The organism is Nostoc sp. FACHB-280, assembly GCF_014697615.1.
Taxonomy (GTDB): domain Bacteria; phylum Cyanobacteriota; class Cyanobacteriia; order Cyanobacteriales; family Nostocaceae; genus Nostoc_B.
Window position 1 is genome coordinate 1 of the sequence record NZ_JACJSD010000077.1, and the last position, 17,482, is coordinate 17,482.

The 17,482-nt window shown below is 39.6% G+C and carries 20 protein-coding genes and 1 pseudogene; 7 read left to right on the plus strand and 14 right to left on the minus strand.

What is annotated here, in order from left to right; genetic code table 11:
• Window positions 1–129: 129 nt before the first annotated feature.
• The 3 genes and pseudogenes from H6G75_RS30905 to H6G75_RS30915 all read left to right on the plus strand — a co-directional run.
• Window positions 130–1,125, plus strand: coding sequence for an ATP-binding protein (locus tag H6G75_RS30905; RefSeq protein WP_190983710.1), 996 nt, complete (start codon window positions 130–132; stop codon window positions 1,123–1,125).
• A gap of 109 nt (window positions 1,126–1,234) precedes the next feature.
• A complete protein-coding gene (locus H6G75_RS30910) occupies window positions 1,235–1,561 on the plus strand; it encodes a DUF433 domain-containing protein (RefSeq protein ID WP_190983711.1) in 327 nt (108 codons plus the stop codon).
• A pseudogene (locus H6G75_RS30915) lies at window positions 1,562–1,660 on the plus strand (DUF5615 family PIN-like protein); the annotation flags it as partial.
• A 57-nt stretch (window positions 1,661–1,717) separates the two neighbouring features.
• On the opposite strand, the gene H6G75_RS30920 reads toward H6G75_RS30915, so the two are convergent.
• The 10 genes from H6G75_RS30920 to H6G75_RS33700 form a co-directional block, all read right to left on the minus strand.
• Window positions 1,718–2,314, minus strand: a complete 597-nt coding sequence (locus H6G75_RS30920; RefSeq protein ID WP_190983712.1) for a hypothetical protein — start codon at window positions 2,312–2,314, stop codon at window positions 1,718–1,720.
• Window positions 2,315–2,613: 299 nt separating this feature from the next.
• Window positions 2,614–3,048 carry a PD-(D/E)XK nuclease family protein gene (locus H6G75_RS30925; RefSeq protein WP_190983713.1) on the minus strand — a complete coding sequence of 145 codons (435 nt, stop codon included), beginning with the start codon at window positions 3,046–3,048 and terminating at the stop codon, window positions 2,614–2,616.
• 184 nt (window positions 3,049–3,232) lie between these two features.
• The gene (locus tag H6G75_RS30930; protein WP_190983714.1) at window positions 3,233–3,772 is read right to left on the minus strand and encodes a (2Fe-2S) ferredoxin domain-containing protein; all 540 of its coding nucleotides are present in this window, start codon (window positions 3,770–3,772) and stop codon (window positions 3,233–3,235) included.
• A gap of 228 nt (window positions 3,773–4,000) precedes the next feature.
• Window positions 4,001–4,204 (minus strand): putative nitrogen fixation protein NifT, encoded by a 204-nt coding sequence (gene nifT, locus H6G75_RS30935; protein ID WP_190588707.1) that lies wholly within the window; start codon window positions 4,202–4,204, stop codon window positions 4,001–4,003.
• Window positions 4,179–4,466, minus strand: a complete 288-nt coding sequence (locus H6G75_RS30940; RefSeq protein WP_190588706.1) for a nitrogen fixation protein NifZ — start codon at window positions 4,464–4,466, stop codon at window positions 4,179–4,181. Before H6G75_RS30940 ends, nifT begins: the two co-directional genes overlap by 26 nt.
• On the minus strand, window positions 4,453–5,586 hold the full coding sequence (gene nifV, locus H6G75_RS30945; RefSeq protein ID WP_190983715.1) for a homocitrate synthase: 1,134 nt from the start codon (window positions 5,584–5,586) through the stop codon (window positions 4,453–4,455). Before nifV ends, H6G75_RS30940 begins: the two co-directional genes overlap by 14 nt.
• 459 nt (window positions 5,587–6,045) lie before the next feature.
• Window positions 6,046–6,243 (minus strand): DUF2949 domain-containing protein, encoded by a 198-nt coding sequence (locus H6G75_RS30950; protein ID WP_190968611.1) that lies wholly within the window; start codon window positions 6,241–6,243, stop codon window positions 6,046–6,048.
• A gap of 123 nt (window positions 6,244–6,366) precedes the next feature.
• A complete protein-coding gene (locus H6G75_RS30955; protein ID WP_062294668.1) occupies window positions 6,367–6,600 on the minus strand; it encodes an Asr1405/Asl0597 family protein in 234 nt (77 codons plus the stop codon).
• Window positions 6,601–6,652: 52 nt separating this feature from the next.
• The gene (gene cysE, locus H6G75_RS30960; protein ID WP_190983716.1) at window positions 6,653–7,417 is read right to left on the minus strand and encodes a serine O-acetyltransferase; all 765 of its coding nucleotides are present in this window, start codon (window positions 7,415–7,417) and stop codon (window positions 6,653–6,655) included.
• A gap of 451 nt (window positions 7,418–7,868) precedes the next feature.
• Window positions 7,869–8,003 carry a hypothetical protein gene (locus H6G75_RS33700; RefSeq protein ID WP_277884124.1) on the minus strand — a complete coding sequence of 45 codons (135 nt, stop codon included), beginning with the start codon at window positions 8,001–8,003 and terminating at the stop codon, window positions 7,869–7,871.
• 97 nt (window positions 8,004–8,100) lie between these two features.
• Between H6G75_RS33700 and H6G75_RS30965 the strand changes: the two genes are divergently transcribed.
• A complete protein-coding gene (locus tag H6G75_RS30965) occupies window positions 8,101–8,334 on the plus strand; it encodes an EF-hand domain-containing protein (RefSeq protein ID WP_190983717.1) in 234 nt (77 codons plus the stop codon).
• Between the two features lie 457 nt (window positions 8,335–8,791).
• On the opposite strand, the gene H6G75_RS30970 is transcribed toward H6G75_RS30965, so the two are convergent.
• The 4 genes from H6G75_RS30970 to H6G75_RS30985 all read right to left on the minus strand — a co-directional run bounded on the left by H6G75_RS30970 (window position 8,792) and on the right by H6G75_RS30985 (window position 14,232).
• Window positions 8,792–9,016 carry a type II toxin-antitoxin system HicB family antitoxin gene (locus tag H6G75_RS30970; protein WP_190983718.1) on the minus strand — a complete coding sequence of 75 codons (225 nt, stop codon included), beginning with the start codon at window positions 9,014–9,016 and terminating at the stop codon, window positions 8,792–8,794.
• The gene (locus H6G75_RS30975) at window positions 9,013–9,237 is read right to left on the minus strand and encodes a type II toxin-antitoxin system HicA family toxin (RefSeq protein ID WP_190983719.1); all 225 of its coding nucleotides are present in this window, start codon (window positions 9,235–9,237) and stop codon (window positions 9,013–9,015) included. Before H6G75_RS30975 ends, H6G75_RS30970 begins: the two co-directional genes overlap by 4 nt.
• Window positions 9,238–9,252: 15 nt before the next feature.
• A complete protein-coding gene (locus H6G75_RS30980) occupies window positions 9,253–12,873 on the minus strand; it encodes a HEAT repeat domain-containing protein (RefSeq protein ID WP_190983720.1) in 3,621 nt (1,206 codons plus the stop codon).
• A 393-nt stretch (window positions 12,874–13,266) separates the two neighbouring features.
• Window positions 13,267–14,232 (minus strand): GDP-mannose 4,6-dehydratase, encoded by a 966-nt coding sequence (locus H6G75_RS30985; RefSeq protein ID WP_190983721.1) that lies wholly within the window; start codon window positions 14,230–14,232, stop codon window positions 13,267–13,269.
• An 879-nt stretch (window positions 14,233–15,111) separates the two neighbouring features.
• Between H6G75_RS30985 and H6G75_RS30990 the strand changes: the two genes are divergently transcribed.
• From H6G75_RS30990 to H6G75_RS31000, 3 genes are all read left to right on the plus strand, one after another.
• A complete protein-coding gene (locus tag H6G75_RS30990; RefSeq protein ID WP_190983722.1) occupies window positions 15,112–15,399 on the plus strand; it encodes a hypothetical protein in 288 nt (95 codons plus the stop codon).
• A 23-nt stretch (window positions 15,400–15,422) separates the two neighbouring features.
• Window positions 15,423–16,871, plus strand: a complete 1,449-nt coding sequence (gene nifB, locus H6G75_RS30995; protein WP_190983723.1) for a nitrogenase cofactor biosynthesis protein NifB — start codon at window positions 15,423–15,425, stop codon at window positions 16,869–16,871.
• 128 nt (window positions 16,872–16,999) lie between these two features.
• Window positions 17,000–17,296, plus strand: coding sequence for a DUF362 domain-containing protein (locus H6G75_RS31000; RefSeq protein WP_190983724.1), 297 nt, complete (start codon window positions 17,000–17,002; stop codon window positions 17,294–17,296).
• Window positions 17,297–17,482: the final 186 nt, after the last annotated feature.

The following is a 17,482-nucleotide window of genomic DNA, read 5'->3' on the forward strand; positions in this document are numbered from 1 at the left end:
ATTAGTCAACAGTAAATAGCCTCTAGGAGTCAACTAAAACAAGGCTTGTGGTTAAATCTTTATATAAAACTTTAAATTTATTTATTCTATTTTCTATGTTTTTAGCATACTAGATACTGAAGAACCAAAATGTCTAACAACCTCAGTCACATAGAAGAAATTCAAGCAATTCGTCGCCGACCGGCTATGTACTTTGGGAGTGCAGGAGTGCAAGGTACAGAACAGTTTGTTTATGAACTGGTAGCCAATGTTCTTGATGCTTATTTGACAAAAAAAGCAACCTTTGTGAATGTAACTTTGGATGGAAGCACTATCTCAGTTGTAGATGACGGCCCAGGACTGCCATTTGATGAACTCAGTGATATCGAAGGTATTAGCCTTGCTACTAAATTGCTAACTCGGATTCATCAAACACGCTCATCTGATGAACATACTCCCCACGTTCATATAGTTAGCAGAGGCGTTGGTTTAGCACCAATGAATGCCACTAGCATTCACCTCAAGGTACAAAGTTGGCGTTCTGGAATGCTTTGGGAACAGTGTTTTAGTAAAGGAATTGCTCAAGGATCTGCCAAGATTATTCAACAAGGTAATGGTCGAGGAAAAAAAATTGAAGTCACACCTGATCCTGAACTTTTTAGACAAGCGCAACCCAGATTTGGAATAATTCGGAGGGCTTTGTTTGACACTGCTCATTTATTTGCTGGGTTGAGAATTGGATTAAATGAAGAGCGTTTCTATGCACCGCAAGGACTGAAAATGCTGGGATATATACTTTTGACTCGGCAAACAGACGCTAACAATGAGCCATTTCATGTAACTTTGCATCATAACAATATTTTGATTGAAGCGGCTGCTTTTGGCGATCGCTTCTCGCAAAACCGCATATTTTCATGGGTAAATGGAGCCAGAACCCCAGATGACGGCAGCCATGTTGAAGGTTTTTCACAAGCATTAGCAGAAGTCAACTGGCAACCTGCACTAAGTTTGATTCATATTGTGATGTATGACCCACATTTTGCAGGGCCGACGCGGGATAAATTGGATGTCCCACATATTAAGGAAGTAATTCAAGAAGCACTGCGCGAACCTTTATCATCCTGGTGGGAAGACCCCAAAACGTAAGCATAACCTGGGGATGAGAGCCTTGCTCAGAGACTTGACTGCTGAAATTTTGAATATGAAATCTAGAATTGTAGATATAGTCTGACAAAATACCAAAAGATTTAAATTCGTGACACTTAGAGAATTAGAAAACCAACTTCTTGCTCTTAGCCCTAGTGAGAAATTACAGGCAATACAGTTACTTGCTCAAAGTCTTGGTAGCAGTTGGCAAGGAATTGAGAAAACCCCTGGAGTTTGTGGTGGCGAGGCGCGAATTGCCAACACTCGTATTCCAGTTTGGGTACTTGTGGAAGCTCACCATCTTGGATATAGTGATGCTGACCTTTTGACAAATTATCCAAACATTTCAGCTACAGATTTAGCTAATGCTTGGGTATATGCAAAAGCTCATTCTGATGAAATTGAATTGGTAATTGAGCGTAATCAGGTAGCGTAAATGGCAAGATTTTATGCAGATGAGCAGTTTCCGTTTCCGGTTGTAGAATTATTACGCAATTTGGGACATGATGTTTTGACAGTCCAAGAAGCTGGAAAAGGTGTAGCTTGGGAGGAGGAACGGAACCAAACATCATTAAAACTCTCTTGGGTTTTGCTATAAGCCGCCTGCAATACCCATCTCTTCTTCTATAGATTCTTCTGTACTTAAATCCTTACTAATAAAATCAAAATATTGTTCTTTAACTGTTTTCAATTCCTTAATAGATTCTAGGAAGAAATTTTTGATGTGATGTGATTGGTCTTCGTAAGCTAAAAACTCTTGTAAGCTTTTGCAATAAACTATACCTGACCATGCTGGTGTAACTGTTAAATTACTAGGAATCCAAATTTCAGGTTTGTCATTGATAACATCTTTCATCCTTTTAATAATTTTTTCCCTGTTTATAAAAGCTGGTGAAACCTCTAAACATATACCAATATTGGGATAACTAGTCAAATCATCTGAATTTAAAGAAAAGTAACCAAGACCACACCAAAAATTCCATCTTTGAGCAAAGAAAGTATAAATAATATATCTACTTCCCCATGTCCATTGAGTCATACTGGGTGAACCTTTGATAACTCTGCCAAAAGCATTATTAAATGCTGCTTCTACTTCTTCACTCAGCGTTGATTGCATGAAATTGAAAGTTTTGTTAAAGTTCATCATTGTTAATAAATCAATTGATGAGAATTGATTTTTGTCTGCCATTTGATTACTCCTCATGAAAGTTAATATTTCTGGCTCTCCCAGACTTGGGTTGATAAATTAACACTAAAAAATGGCTAAAACAATTGATATAACAAGGTTTGCCTAAAATAGAATCAAAGATTTAATAAAAATTTACTTTATCTCTTTTAAATCCCAGACTATGTAAGGATTTAACCAGATATCAAGTATTAATTTGTTATAGCTAGTCTAGGAGAGCCACATTTCTTGGGCTAAGGTATCAGAGCCATGCTTTGCTAAAAAAGAAGAGAACTGATACCACCTTAACTGATGAAAATTTACTATCGGTGTTTGTTCGTGAGCAAATGTCTTGATTTTTTTTGAGGATCATAATTACGAGTAATATAAAGTAAGATACGCTGATTAACATTTTGTAGACTACTCAAAATCTCAACATATCTTTTTAAAGCATTATTTCCATCTGTAGAACCAATTTTTGATTCAATAACTATGACATCTGTATCTAAACCATTTGATAATTCAATTAAAATATCGAATCTACTATCTTCCTTATGGCTTTCTAGACCTCGATGTTCTTTTTGAGTGGTAATATTAATACTAGAGTAACTATTGTCACCAATAATTGAGTTTTGTTGCAACCAAGCGATTAGTAAATCTTTATTAATCGAGAAAAAGTAAGCGACAATTTCAGTAAAAAAATCTTCTAATGGTTTATTGGCTGAATGCAGATTGAGTAAATTGGTAAATAAAGACATTTCAATTAAAGCTAATTAGCTTAGTCAGTATGAAATGTGCGTTATGCGTTGCTAACACACCTGATAACTATTGAGACTGCAACAGTTTTAACCCACAACTTGCAAGTTGACAATATCAAAAACAAATAGGGGTAAAACTTTTACCCCTACACAGTAATCTATACATTTTGAAGGAAGCTTTAATTTAGGTTAAGTGATTTTCTAGCAATGATGCGATCGCTTCTGGATGAAGTTTCTTATACTTCTTTTTACCGAGTAACAAAACGCAGTTAGGGGCGCTGCTGCAACGCTTTTGACAGTCTGTGTGTTCAATTTTAACTTTGTCTCGCAAACCGCGATCGCACAGAGTTTTTTCTAATTCTGATAATAAACCTTTACCGCCTTTTTTCACACAGCCAGACTTTTGACACACCATAATTTTGGCTTCTGGTTGCGGTAATAATTCTTGAGTAGGACAAGCAGCAACTGGCGTGACTTGATGTGCTTTAATTTTGATTTTGCCTGTGCGTGTGTTGACTTTACTCACGCCACAAATGTGAATTTGTTCACCAGGAGCTAAACTACATTGCAACGAAGTGCGTAAATCTTTTGGTAATTTGACATATAAACTACCAGAAGGAATTGCTAATTGCAGATATTTAGCTTTGCCTGATTTAATGCCTGCAAAACCCTGGAACTGACCTTCTAAGTTCAATTCCGATAATCTCAGATATTTGTCACCCATGTTAACTACTCAAAATTTAATTACAAAATAATTAACCCCATGCTTGTGGGGCATTTTTGCTGATTCTTGAGTAAAAAGGAAGAAGGAAAAATTGGTTGTTACCTTTTGCCTTCTCTCTTTACTGTTGACTTGTATTTTTTCGCTAGATTCCTATAGGTAATAGCCTACAAATCAGGAATGGATATTTTTCTTCTCTAGCTTCTAACCTCTAGCCTCTAGCCTCTGATTTCAAGCCAAGCGTCTAGCTTCTACAGTTTTAGGCAAATTTGCTACATCAGGTATTTCGGGAAATTCTAATTCCCAACCATTGGCTAAGGTAAGAATTTTACCAGCTTCACCGTCTGTTTGTTTAACTACTACTTCTTCTAAATCTTTTTTAGCGACGTAGACTGTTAAATTACCATTATCATTCATCCGTAGCATTACCTTCATGATTTTCCTCAGCAGATTCTAGTTCTTTTTTGCGACAACCAACAACAATGCCTTTATCTAAAAAATGCACCGCATAAATATAGGAACGTTGTAAAAAAGTGCCTATACTTGCTACGTAACCAATGTCTCCTTTCTTCGCTAAAATTTCGCCAATTTCTCTACCGGGAAATGTCCCATCGTTTTTAATTTGTTTGCGGAGTCTGACTTTTTCACCAATTTCAAAATCAGGTTCTGACTCTAATTCGTATTCATCGGGTTGCATGAGAATACCTCTGTTCTTTTACCAAGTTCAACAGTTCTTCGGTTGTCAGGCTGCGTTTTTTCTTAACTGATTGTTGGCGGACTGCATCTAATACAGATTGGGTTTCTTCGGGGTTGAGAAAGATCCCATGCTGCTGAAGTAAGCTAGATACCAAATGCTTTCCAGAATGCTTACCAACGACTAAACGTCTTTCCCAACCAACTTCTTCTGGTGCAAAGGGTTCGTAGGTGTTAGGGTTTTGTAATACGCCGTGTGCATGAATTCCAGATTCGTGAGCAAAGGTATTTTCACCAACAATTGCTTTCCAAGGTGGTACACCAGCACCGGCGGCTGCGGCTACAAGTTGCGATAATTCCAATAAACGGGGTGTGTTAATTCCCATATCTAAGCCATAGATGCGTTTGATGGCCATAACAACTTCTTCTAAAGCGGCGTTACCTGCTCTTTCACCCAAGCCGTTGACGGTGGTGTTAACAGATGTGGCTCCAGCTTTAATTCCTGCCAGTGCGTTAGCTGTCGCCAAGCCGAAATCGTTGTGGGTGTGGATTTCTACGGGAATCGACAACCAGGAAACGAGGCGCTTAACTTTTTTATAGGTGGTGAAAGGATCGAGAACTCCTACGGTGTCGCAGAAACGAAAGCGAGATGCACCCCACTCTTGAGCATACAGAGCGACATCCAACAAAAAGTTTTCATCGGCTCTAGAAGAATCTTCGCCACCGACGGCTACCCAAAGACCGCGATCGCGTGCGTAACTGATACAATCTTTGAGTCTTTGCAGACTTACTCGCCACTGTCCATGAAACTTTGCAGCGATTTGGATACCGGAAACGGGTATCGCAATATGTACTCGCTGCATTCCACAAGCAATGGAAGCTTTGATATCAGAAATTACAGCGCGGTTCCAGGCGAGGAGGTTAGCTTTTAATCCCAAGTCAGCAATGATTGAGATGGCACGAATTTCATCTTCTCCCATCGCTGGGATACCGACTTCTAATTCATGCACGCCGATAGCATCGAGAAACTTGGCGATCGCAATTTTCTCTTTTAAGGTAAAAGCAACACCTGCTGCTTGTTCGCCATCGCGTAATGTAGTGTCATTAATTATGATTTCACTCATTTCAAACAGCCTCATAGGAATTTTTCTTAATATTCTTTCTGTAGCGTTAATTATTTTCCGCAACGCTGAGTAAAGGTAAATGCTATAAATTAATCCAATTAATATTTTGTCTTCATCATTCTTTAATATTAACGAGATAAAGACATCCCATCTGTATGAAAGAAAACAAAACGACAGTATAATTTAACCGCCATTTTCACTATTGTCATGCACACTTTTTTCTAGTAGAAGATAGCCCAAATAGGTGTTAGCTAGACTGGAAACAAATAAGAAAACAAATCCACAAACAAAGCTAGAAATCATAATCCTATCTCCCAATAATTGCAAGTCATTTCTGCCAAAAAGTTGTAACTAGCGATCGCCAACATATTGCCAGTCAAAATTTGTTCAGTTCATCCCACAAATCAAAGCTTCAATTTCTGCCTTGTCTCCCTTGTCTACCTCGTCTCCCTCATCTCCCTATCTCTGCTCATCTAGCCAATCTAAAATTTGTTCTAGCTGTTCTAAATTGACCAATCCATATTGCCAAAGCAGCATCGGTAATGGTGCATCATCAAACTTTTTGTGTCGCAGTGCTACAGCAATATCTGCATTGGTAAGTTCGAGTTCTGTATGTAAAAATTTGATGAATTTTGATTCTTTCGTGCGGGTAGACATAACTAAACCAGAAACAGATAAGTATAGGGGATAAATAAAGATTGAGAATGCAATTTAAGCAACTAAAAAAATCAGAGTAAAAAATAAGAAAGAGGCTGATTTTTTTGTTTTGTCAAGACTGGTTTATAAATCCCAACAATGTTTTAACCAGTTGACCAATTCTTGACGCGGTGCGAAAAATTGCATAATCGTACTACGGACTAAAATTGCTGCCAGTAAACTGTTAACTTGGACTCGTAAAGAACCATCAGGGTGACAAGAGCAGGGAATCATTAACTCTTGCAAACGGTGATAAATTCGCCAGCGATCGCTCAACGGAATCTGTAAAATTTGCTCACCTAAAGTATTATTTGTCATTGCTCATTTGTCCTTTATCCTTTTTCTTATGTGTAATATTAGTTACTATGTTTTATTCTTTTGCCTTTTGACTTTTAACTTCTGACTTACTGATTGATTCGTAAGTTTTGAGTTTTTGTTCAAGTTGCTCAATGCGAGATAATAAGGAACGAATCACAGTGGCTTCCACATCCGGGAGTTTGTTATGTTCTAGAGGAGATTGATTCTTGTCTTTGCGAGAAATAATTCGTCCGGGAACACCGACAACAGTGGAATCAGCCGGAACATCACGCAACACAACCGAACCTGCACCCACACGGACGCGATCGCCTAATTGAATATTTCCTAAAACCTTCGCACCAGAACCAATCACAACGTTGTTACCTACAGTCGGGTGACGTTTCCCGCTTTCCTTCCCAGTTCCGCCGAGAGTTACGCCTTGGTAAATCAGCGTGTAGTCTCCCACAATCGCCGTTTCCCCAATCACAACCCCCATCCCGTGGTCGATAAATACCCCTTTACCAATCTCTGCACCAGGGTGAATTTCAATTCCGGTTAAGAATCGACCAATATGAGAAATGAAACGCGGAAAGAAAGCTACCCCTCGACGATGCAACCAGTGAGCCAGACGATGTAAACAGAGCGCGTGCAAGCCAGGGTAACAAAACACCACCTCTAACCAATTACGTGCAGCCGGGTCACGTTCAAAAATAATCCGAAAATCACTCAACACTGGCTCAAAAGAAGTGCCAGCAGAGAGTAAATTTTTCAGCAGGGATGTTTTTACAGAATCAGGCGCTACTGTCGCTGGTTGATTACTGTCTAATGACTGTTGCATCGGTACTGTCTGGGTAAAAAAGCCTTGTGCTATTTTTATGCTTATAGCAGGCGACTCCCAACAGGACAGTACACTCTATGTCGGTTGGATTTATTGGATTTATTAAGGTTGTACTCAACAACTTTAAAGCTTTATTTTTAATTAATAATAAATTTCCCTTGGGGTAAGGGTACTAGTATTTCACAGTAGGGGTACTAGTATTTCTTGGGTGGGGGTTTAAGAATTGCGGTACTCACCATCAAAACCTTGACTTATATGAATTTGCAGCGATTTAGCCAAGTTATTTTACGATATATTAAGCTGTACTCAATTGCCCGGAAATGGGGTGTAGAGACGACTACAACTTAATTTCTGTATCTCTAGTTACGATTGTAATTTTACGGTTTTGCCACCCAAAAAACCAAATTCTTCACCTTGTTTTAGCTTTTATTTTTGGTAAATATCAATACTTTTATGAGTATGAAATTGTTGACAGTTTACTACCAAACCGAGCGATCGCACTTTTCAAGGCACAGAGGTACGGACGATAGCGTAACGCCATAGCATAGCTGATGGCACAGAGAAGATATCGTTCATACCATTTCATTAATCTCAGCCTCAGCGATACCTATTTATACGTCTTTTGATACAAGTGTGTTTAATTTTGAAATATTAAAGTGAAAAATTAATTCAGAAAAAAACTTATGACAACCGAGCAAGAACTTCAATCTCTTTTTAATAACTTAGATCGCGATCAAGACGGTAAAATCTCCATTAATGAGCTTTTTTTAAGTCCTGGCTTAAGTGCAGTCATCTCATCACAAACACATACTACTAGTCCCCAAGAGTTGATAGTACAGTATGATTCAGACGAAGACGGTAGTATTACCTTTGAAGAGTTAAAGCAAGCAGTAAAGGAAGCAAGTAATTTAACCTAAAACTCAAAAAATCTAATATCAAAATCCCTCAAAGCACTAACGCTAAGAGGGATTTGCAATCTATCGCTTAATTTGATCAAGACTTTTTTGAACGTGACAATTTCGGAAAAACTTATACCAATTCACGAAATTACTGATATAAATCTCTTCCTCCGCAACGCACTGGTTCCTCTGCTTCCGTCCGCCGAGCGAAGTCGAGGTGCTGCCCCCTCTGCTTGCGGATATGTATCATTCTTAAAGTGAAATGGTATTACTCCTATTGCTTTCCCTGCCAAGGGTTACTCACTAAAATTTCTGGCTGATACTCTTGACAAATTCCTAATCTAAGCAAATGAAACAGCCCTACTTAAAAAGGGGTAAATGCTTCCAAGTCCCCCTTCAAAAGGGGGATCTCAAATGTTTTGCTACCAATTAGAGAACTTTTAAAACATCCTCTAAATTGACCCGTTTAATTTTATTATGCTACTTTTAAAGACTTGCCCCAAGTTTGCGGCTCTGGTAAAGGTTCACCATCTTCTAAAGCTGATTCAATTAGCATTTCTAAAACTTCCTGAGCATTTTTTAAAGCTTCCTCATAAGTATCTCCGTGTGTACAAGGCTGCATGACATTAGTAAACTCAGGCAACGAAACTACATAACATTGGTCTTCATCTGACCATTGAATAATAATTGTATATTTCATTCTTCTGTCTCCTCCGCTTTTTCTATTTTCTCTAATTCTGCAAGTGCTTCATTAACTTGTTTTTCTAAATAAGCTTTGGCATCGCTACCATCTTTACCAGCGATGATGATAGCTTGAGGCAATAGCGGATGTATCCATTTACTATGACTACCCTTTGCAGGTTTATAAGTAAACCCTGCTTGCAGCAATAACTTTTTCAGTTCTCTAATTTTCTTGGGCATAACCTCAGTTTATGTTTATCCTTGCCACCGTTTCAACTGTTTCTCTGCATACTCCCGCACCTTCTCATCTGGGTCATTTTCGGCGCGATCGTGCAACAGTGGTAAAGTTTGGGGATGCTGGGTAAATTGTTTGATAATTGCCTCAAGTGCAGTTTGGCGTGGGTTATCTTGAAAACTATATTCTCTCTGGAAGGGGTCGTTGACGGCGCAATTGTAGTAGATATCAAACAAATCAGGTTGATTTTTGAAATATTTGCCTAATTCTTGCATTGCTGCTTGTCGCACATCGCTATCATCATCATTGTTGGCGCGGTGTTTGAGGATAGCGAGAGTTTCTGGGTCATGTTTATAGCCACGGGCTAATTCTTGGACAGCTGCTCGTCGCACATCGCTATCATCATCATTGTTGATGCGGTGTTTGAGGATGGCGAGAGTTTCTGGGTCATGTTTATAGCCACGGGCTAATTCTTGGACAGCTGCTCGTCGCACATCACTATCATCATCATTGTTGGCAAGGTGTTTGAGGATGGCGAGAGTTTCCGGGTCATGTTTGTAGCCACGGGCTAATTCTTGCACTGCTACATATCGCACACCCCCATCATCATCATTGTTGGTGCGGTGTTTGAGGATGGCGAGAGTTTCGGGGTCATGTTTGTAGCCACGGGCTAATTCTTGCACTGCTGCATATCGCACAGCCGAATTATTATCATTAGTAGCACGGTCTTTGAGGATAGAGAAAGTTTGCGGGTCATGTTTGTAGCCACGGGCTAATTCTTGTACTGCTGCTTGTCGCACAGCCCAATTATCATCATTGTTGGTGTGTTGTTTGAGGATAGCGAGAATTTCCGGGTCATGTTTGTAGCCACGGGCTAATTCTTGGACAGCTGCTTGTCGCACAGCCCAATTATCATCATTGTTGGCGCAGTTTTTGAGCCAGATGAGAGTTTCGGGGTCATGTTTGTAGCCACGGGCTAATTCTTGCACTGCTACATATCGCACACCCCCATCATCATCATTGTTGGTGGGGTGTTTGAGCCAGATGAGAGTTTCGGGGTCATGTTTGTAGCCACGAGCTAATTCTTGCACTGCTGCAATTCTCACACCCGAACTATCATCTTTTTGGGTGCGGTCTTTGAGGATGGCGAGAGTTTCGGGGTCATGTTTGTAGCCACGGGCTAATTCTTGCACTGCTGCTCGTCGTACATAGTAATCATCATCATTGTTGGCGCAGTTTTTGAGCCAGGAGAGAGTTTCGGGGTCATGTTTGTAGCCACGGGCTAATTCTTGCACTGCTGCAATTCTCACAACCCAATCATCATCATTATTGGCGCGGTCTTTGAGCCAGGTAAGGGTTTGGGGAGATTTTATCCAAGTAGTTGCGATCGCCACAACTGCATGAGTGCGAAATTCTCGAACTAGCTTAGTTTCTTCTTTATCTATATAGAGAGTGTAATGATACCACAGGTTATACTTAGTTAAATCTTTGAGTTTGTTCAGCAATTCGTCAGCTATTACTTCAATTTCGTGACGATTTCTCACTTCTGCTAAACACTTAGCTGCTAAAAAGAGATTGAGAAATTTTTCGGTTTCACCATCTTGCACTATTAAATATTTAATAATTTCACCAGTAAACTTAGGCTCTATCATCCCAGCAATTAACAGCAAAACTTCGTGCCAAGTTTCATCTTGCCAATGCTTACCAAAAACTTCCTGTTTCAATACCTCAATAGTCAGCGTTTGCGTTTCTTTAAACTGCCACACAAACTCCCAAGCACAGAAATATTCTAAAAAAGTTCGATGTACAAAAGCATAATAATCAGCCCCCAAGAAACATAACATAAAGTTACGAGTCCGCAGTTGGTTAATCATTACCCTTGCAGCTTGTCTGGGTTGATTAATCTCTAGCTTTCTTAAATATTCAGCCAAAATATTTTCTAATTGACTTGCATTAATCAAATTACCTGCTAAACCTTTATCACTGGTTTGCATACTATAGGCAACTTGACGCAACATTGCTTGCTTATCTTTATAATCAATAGTTTTATGATCTAACCTTTCATCTTCTACTAAAGCGCGTTCCACATCCCACTGATGCAGCAATACCCGTGATGCTTGATTATAAAGTTCGGCTCTATCTCTCGGTAATTCCTGATTACGATTCAGAATTGCCATCATCGTTAACAGCAGAGGATTTCCCGCTAGTTCAGTAATAGCTTTAGAAGCTTCAATTCCTCTGTATAATCTTTCCCGTTTCCTGATCTTATCAGCTTCATTACTAAAAGTTAACTCATGCCAACGGTGAATAAAATCTTGAATTTGTTCTGAATCTAAATCTTGCAGCATAAAGTGACGAAACTCAGCATCGCGTAATCTTTGCGGTTTATAACCAATCACGCGAGAAGTGACAATCACCTGCACATTAGGATAGTCATTAGTAAAGCGATGAATATCAGTAATCACATCCTCCCGCTTACCAGGGTCAAATACTTCATCTAAACCATCAAACATTACTAAAGCTTCACCAGCTTTTAGTTTTTCGTGCAGTTGATGTTGATTGAGGTGAGTCATTACACCGCTACATTTATGAAAAAATTCCAGAAAGTTATGACATTCTTGATCATCACGCCGCCGCATATAAGTGCGTAACTCAATCAGCAACGGTATTGGTAATGAGATAACATTATCTAGTGGTGAGTTTGCCCAATTCAAGGCTAAATACTGCAATAATGTAGACTTACCAGAACCAGGATCACCCAAAACCACAATATATTTATAAGTCTGTTTTTCATTAACAACATCTAATACAGAAAGTATTGGTTGTTCTAAATAAACCCGTTTGTGATTTTCTAATTCTTCGGCGGCAATTTCCGCCTCAAGTTGGTCACTTTCGCGCAATCGTTTTAAATGCTCTTTTGGCAGTTCATGTACTTGCGGTAAAACTTGATGCACTTCTCGCACATTTTGAGCAATAAACATTCGCCATAACTTCAGTTCGTTATAGGCGTAACCCGTTGTATCTAAACTATCCAGCTTCAAATTACCATAAAATTCGCGGATTGATTCTTGATATTTATTTAAATCAAAATCGGCAACAACACCAGCAATCTCTTTAGTATGAGTTTCAATATTAGATAATTTTTGTAATTCTAAAATAGAATGTAATTCTTTAGCTTCTAACAGCAATTCTTGAACCTGAGTAAAATACTGCTCAGTTAACGATTGCCAGTTAAATTTAGTTGGTAAAGCTTTGAGTTGTAGTTTCTGCCAACTCTCTGCTAAAATTTCATAACTCAAATCTTCGCAGTTAATATCAAAAGCTTTCCCCAGAGTTTCTTTGACAGATTTATCACTAATAAATTTCTTAATATCCCCGGTATATTCTTTAATTTCACCTTCCGGCAGTTTACACCGCACCTTTAACTGCTGCTGCATCAGTTGTAAAAACTCTTTCAAAGCCTTACCCGCAGCAATATCAATATCTTCTTTCTTCAGTTTCTCAAAAGCTTTCCCAGGGATGCTTTTTAATATATCCTTTGCCCAATCTTTTGCCGCATCTTTAGCTAAATCTTCTAAAATTGGTTTAAAAATTAACCCTGCACCTTGAGCAACTCCCCAGATAACCAACCAGTCAACCATAATACCCGCATCCGCAGAGATTTTAATTACGAGTATATACACTAGCTTTAGCAAGCATTTCTGAGTTTAGGATGATTTAACCCCGTTATATGGACAAGGGAAGGGGGACAAGGTAGACAAGGGGGATAAGGGAGACAAGGGGGACAAGGGAGAGATGATGGATATTGGTGAGTAGCAAGATGGCTAGTACAGGTCGGCGTAAATAAACAGACTATAAGAAATTGCTACAAGGCTTGTAGTATCGTTATTCTTTCTTTTTCCTTTTGCCTTTTTCCTTTTGCCTTGTTGTACTAGGGATTTTCCAAGGGCGATCGCATCAGTCCCAGTATAATTAATCGTTGTAGAGACATTACATACAACATCTCTACAAAATTGAGAGATTGCAGCTTGAAATTACAAATAATCTTTTTGCTTCTCTTCTATCATCATTCGCACTACATCTTTCATTGTGTATTGTGCTTGCCATCCTAACTTTTCTTTGGCTCTGGCTGGGTTGCCTCTGCCAATTACAATATCTGTAGGTCGTAATAAACTACCATCCGTAGTTACATATTCTTGCCAATCTAACCCTAAACAAGCAAAAGCTTCTGCTACAAAATCTTCTAATTTTGATGTTTCACCAGTTGCAATTACATAATCATCTGGTTCATCTTGTTGCAACATTAAATACATCGCCTCAATATACTCAGGGGCCCAACCCCAGTCACGTTGAACAGATATATTACCTAAATAAAGGTGATTCTGCTCGCCTTTAGCAATACGACAAGCCGCAGAAATAATTTTTTGAGTTACAAATCTTTCTGGTCTTAACGGCGATTCATGGTTGTATAAAATACCAGAACAAGCAAACAAACCATAAGCTTCTCTGTAATTAGCCACTTCCCAAAAAGCCGTCGCCTTAGCCACACCATAGGGACTGCGCGGACGAAATGGTGTATTTTCATCTGCTGGCTGTTCACCTGTATTCCCAAAGCATTCACTAGAACCAGCATTATAAAGTTTAATCGGCGCACCAATAAAACGAATCGCTTCTAATAAATTCAAAGTCCCAGTAGCAATACTCTCTAAAGTTTCGACTGGTTGTTCAAAAGATAAACCCACAGAACTTTGTCCAGCTAGGTTGTAAATTTCATCTGGCTGAATTTTTGTCAAAACCTGCAACACACTACGAAAATCAGTCAACGCCACAGATGCAAGTTTAATTTGATCACGAATGCCCAAGCGCACTAAATTATTAAACGAGGACATCTGCGCGTCCCGTGAAGTTCCACAAACAATGTATCCCTTGTTTAAGAGTAACTCTGCTAAATAAGCCCCATCTTGACCTGATACTCCACAAATCAGTGCTTTTTTCGCCATATTTTTATCTCAGAAATATTACGTAGATAAATGTATTACCTTGAACTCAGGTAAAAATAAAACAACCATATTATCATGATTTTTCGGGAATGCCTTTATACCATTCCTCCTGTAGTGCTATTTGAAAAAGAAAGTAGTAAGCAGATTTTTACCGTGAGTAAATACCTGAAAAGTCCGAATTACTAGCCTCTAGCCTCTGATAGCGATGTGTGGGAATTTGTAGCGATCGCCCCCAATTTGTGCCGTAATTAACTTTTTATGCTATCTGTTAAATATGCTTCTATTTCACTATCAGAATATTTTACTTTTTATATAAAAAAATTAATTTTTGCAAATAATATTCATTAATTTTGACTCTACCAAGAAGCGCAAAACCCAACACTATCATACTTTTCAGTGCGATTTAATTTCATTAAACTGACAAAACTTAAGAAAATATGAATTACATTTTTCCCTAAAAAAAAATGATATGTTGTATACAGAATTGAATTTCGCACGTATCTGGAGTAGTACCAACAAATCTACTCCAGTTTTTCCCCCTAAATCCTTTACCCGTCGAGGTTTTGAGCAGGATTTAAGGGACAGTTGAGTACAACTTTTTGTATCCCGAAATCAGCAGCAAATCGCCTCAAAACTTTGCTGATATTGGTTTATAGCTGAGTACAAAGAAATCCTAAACCCCACTCTAAAAATACAAGAACCCTGACCTAAAAATACAAGAACCCCCACCCGAAAAAAAATTTATAAACTTTTTTATAGCTGAAAATCAAGGCTTTCAAATTTGAGTACAAATCTAATAAATCCAATAAATTCTATCCAAAAATAACCACCAGCCTTGTTCAAAAACGGCTGCTATAAATCATATATCGCCAATCACCAATGGCTCGAAACAAAACGCAAGCCAAAAGTGAGTGGAGGGATGAGATAGCACCATGCCTCGGTGAATCGAAGTCACGGCTGTACACACCAACTCTACCCAAAACCGAAAAGTTGACACACACCAGCCGAAACACAAGGATTCATAGCCTGCCATCATCAGCGAAGTTGCCCAGCAAGTGGCTTTGCTACAACCCAAGGATGCACTCCTGCGGGCAGTGTTATGGCCGTGACTTCCATTCTACTAGGGCAAATCAAATAGCAACTGCATCTCCCACAGTGGCAGCTTAGTCCACCGACATTTGCGAAATTCAATGACACCACAGGTTACAGGCTCCTCCGTTACTGAATCGACACCAACCCAAGCAAAATCTGGTGGTTGCGGATGCGACAGCAAAAGCAGCGCCACCGTGGAAATGGACGAAAAGCTCCAAGAGCGTATTGCTAAACATCCCTGCTACAGCGAAGAAGCTCACCACCATTACGCCAGAATGCACGTTGCAGTTGCACCTGCTTGCAACATTCAATGCAACTATTGCAACCGCAAATATGACTGCGCCAACGAAAGCCGTCCTGGTGTAGTCAGCGAGTTACTCACACCCGAAGAAGCAGCACACAAAGCTTTAGTTATCGCTGGCAAGATTCCCCAAATGACAGTTTTGGGAATTGCTGGCCCTGGCGACCCCCTCGCCAACCCCGAAAAAACTTTCCGCACCTTTGAGTTGGTTGCAGACAAAGCACCAGATATCAAACTGTGCTTATCAACCAACGGTTTGATGTTAACTGAATACATCGATCGCATTAAACAACTAAATATAGATCACGTTACTATCACCCTAAATACCATCGACCCAGAAATCGGCGCGCAGATTTACTCTTGGGTTCACTACAAGCGCAAGCGTTACAGAGGTATTGAAGGAGCCAGAATTCTGCTCGAAAAGCAGTTAGAAGGCTTACAAGCTCTGAAAGAAGCTGATATTCTGTGCAAGGTCAATTCCGTGATGATTCCCGGAATCAACGACCAGCACTTAGTGGAAGTCAACAAAGCCATTCGTGAGCATGGTGCATTCCTGCACAACATCATGCCTTTGATTTCTGCACCAGAACACGGTACACACTTCGGCTTAACAGGTCAACGCGGCCCCTCACAAAAAGAACTCAAGTTAGTTCAAGACCAGTGTGCCGGCAACATGAAAATGATGCGCCACTGTCGTCAATGCCGTGCAGATGCCATTGGCTTGTTAGGTGAAGACCGCAGCCAAGAGTTCACCAAAGAGAATTTCTTGGAAATGTCTCCAGAGTACGACCTCAGCAAGCGTCAAGAAGTCCACGAAGGTATTGAGAAATTTAGAGAAGAAATTAAAGCAGCCAAAGAAAAGGCAAAAGCGGGCAAGCAGCAAGCTGCCAATAATCCTAAAATCTTAGTTGCAGTAGCAACCAAAGGCGGTGGATTAGTTAACCAACACTTCGGCCACGTCAAAGAATTTCAAGTTTACGAAGTTGATGGCAACGAAGTTCGCTTTATCAGTCACCGCAAAATTGATCAATATTGTCAAGGTGGATACGGTGAAGCCGCCACCGCAGAGAATATCATGAAGACAATTGCAGATTGTAAAGCAGTATTGGTTTCTAAAATTGGCAACTGTCCCAAAGAAAAATTGCACGCAGCTGGCATACAGACCGTTGAAGCTTACGACGTAATCGAGAAGGTTGCTTTAGAGTTTTACGACCAGTACGTCAAAGAATTAGGCAATAGGGAATAGATTACAGGTTAAAGGTTACAGGTTACAGGTTACAGATAATTTTCTATTACCTATCACCTGTCACCTATCACCTATCACCTATCACCTGTCACCTCTCACCCCTCCCCTTATTCGCAAGGAGATTAATCATGGCTTATAAGATCACCAGCCAATGTATTTCTTGCAATCTCTGTGAGTCTGTATGTCCCACTGGTGCAATTAAAGTAGAAGGCACACGCCACTGGATTGATTCTGAACTCTGCACAGACTGTGTTGGCACTATTCACACAGTACCTCAATGCAAAGCTGGTTGCCCAACCTGTGATGGTTGCGTTAAAGAAACAAACGATTATTGGGAAAGCTGGTTTGCTAAATATAACCGTGTAATCGGGAAATTAACAAAAAAACAAGATTATTGGGAACGTTGGTTTGACTGTTATTCTTAGAAGTTTATGCTATCTAATAATCAAAAATACTGATTCTGCAAGGGTTATAAGGCTTACGCCTGAAGGGGTGACAAAGCGGCTGAAGCCGAGGAAATAAAAGATTGTGACCGTTTTGGGGTAAAAAAAGATAGGTCAGGTATTGTCAACAAGACCTATCAAATGATAATGTTACCTAAATTCTACCAA

Coding starts and splice junctions, on each gene's coding strand:
- H6G75_RS33700 (WP_277884124.1), bottom strand. CDS start 8,003: ATGAAATGGTATGAACGATATCTTCTCTGTGCCATCAGCTATGCTATG.
- H6G75_RS30950 (WP_190968611.1), bottom strand. CDS start 6,243: ATGTCTACCCGCACGAAAGAATCAAAATTCATCAAATTTTTACATACA.
- H6G75_RS30985 (WP_190983721.1), bottom strand. CDS start 14,232: ATGGCGAAAAAAGCACTGATTTGTGGAGTATCAGGTCAAGATGGGGCT.
- H6G75_RS30970 (WP_190983718.1), bottom strand. CDS start 9,016: ATGAAATATACAATTATTATTCAATGGTCAGATGAAGACCAATGTTAT.
- H6G75_RS30980 (WP_190983720.1), bottom strand. CDS start 12,873: ATGGTTGACTGGTTGGTTATCTGGGGAGTTGCTCAAGGTGCAGGGTTA.
- H6G75_RS30930 (WP_190983714.1), bottom strand. CDS start 3,772: ATGGGTGACAAATATCTGAGATTATCGGAATTGAACTTAGAAGGTCAG.
- H6G75_RS30975 (WP_190983719.1), bottom strand. CDS start 9,237: ATGCCCAAGAAAATTAGAGAACTGAAAAAGTTATTGCTGCAAGCAGGG.
- H6G75_RS30965 (WP_190983717.1), top strand. CDS start 8,101: ATGACAACCGAGCAAGAACTTCAATCTCTTTTTAATAACTTAGATCGC.
- H6G75_RS30990 (WP_190983722.1), top strand. CDS start 15,112: ATGGCTCGAAACAAAACGCAAGCCAAAAGTGAGTGGAGGGATGAGATA.
- H6G75_RS30920 (WP_190983712.1), bottom strand. CDS start 2,314: ATGGCAGACAAAAATCAATTCTCATCAATTGATTTATTAACAATGATG.
- H6G75_RS30925 (WP_190983713.1), bottom strand. CDS start 3,048: ATGTCTTTATTTACCAATTTACTCAATCTGCATTCAGCCAATAAACCA.
- H6G75_RS30905 (WP_190983710.1), top strand. CDS start 130: ATGTCTAACAACCTCAGTCACATAGAAGAAATTCAAGCAATTCGTCGC.
- H6G75_RS30940 (WP_190588706.1), bottom strand. CDS start 4,466: ATGCAACCCGATGAATACGAATTAGAGTCAGAACCTGATTTTGAAATT.
- H6G75_RS30955 (WP_062294668.1), bottom strand. CDS start 6,600: ATGACAAATAATACTTTAGGTGAGCAAATTTTACAGATTCCGTTGAGC.
- H6G75_RS31000 (WP_190983724.1), top strand. CDS start 17,000: ATGGCTTATAAGATCACCAGCCAATGTATTTCTTGCAATCTCTGTGAG.
- cysE (WP_190983716.1), bottom strand. CDS start 7,417: ATGCAACAGTCATTAGACAGTAATCAACCAGCGACAGTAGCGCCTGAT.
- nifB (WP_190983723.1), top strand. CDS start 15,423: ATGACACCACAGGTTACAGGCTCCTCCGTTACTGAATCGACACCAACC.
- nifT (WP_190588707.1), bottom strand. CDS start 4,204: ATGAAGGTAATGCTACGGATGAATGATAATGGTAATTTAACAGTCTAC.
- nifV (WP_190983715.1), bottom strand. CDS start 5,586: ATGAGTGAAATCATAATTAATGACACTACATTACGCGATGGCGAACAA.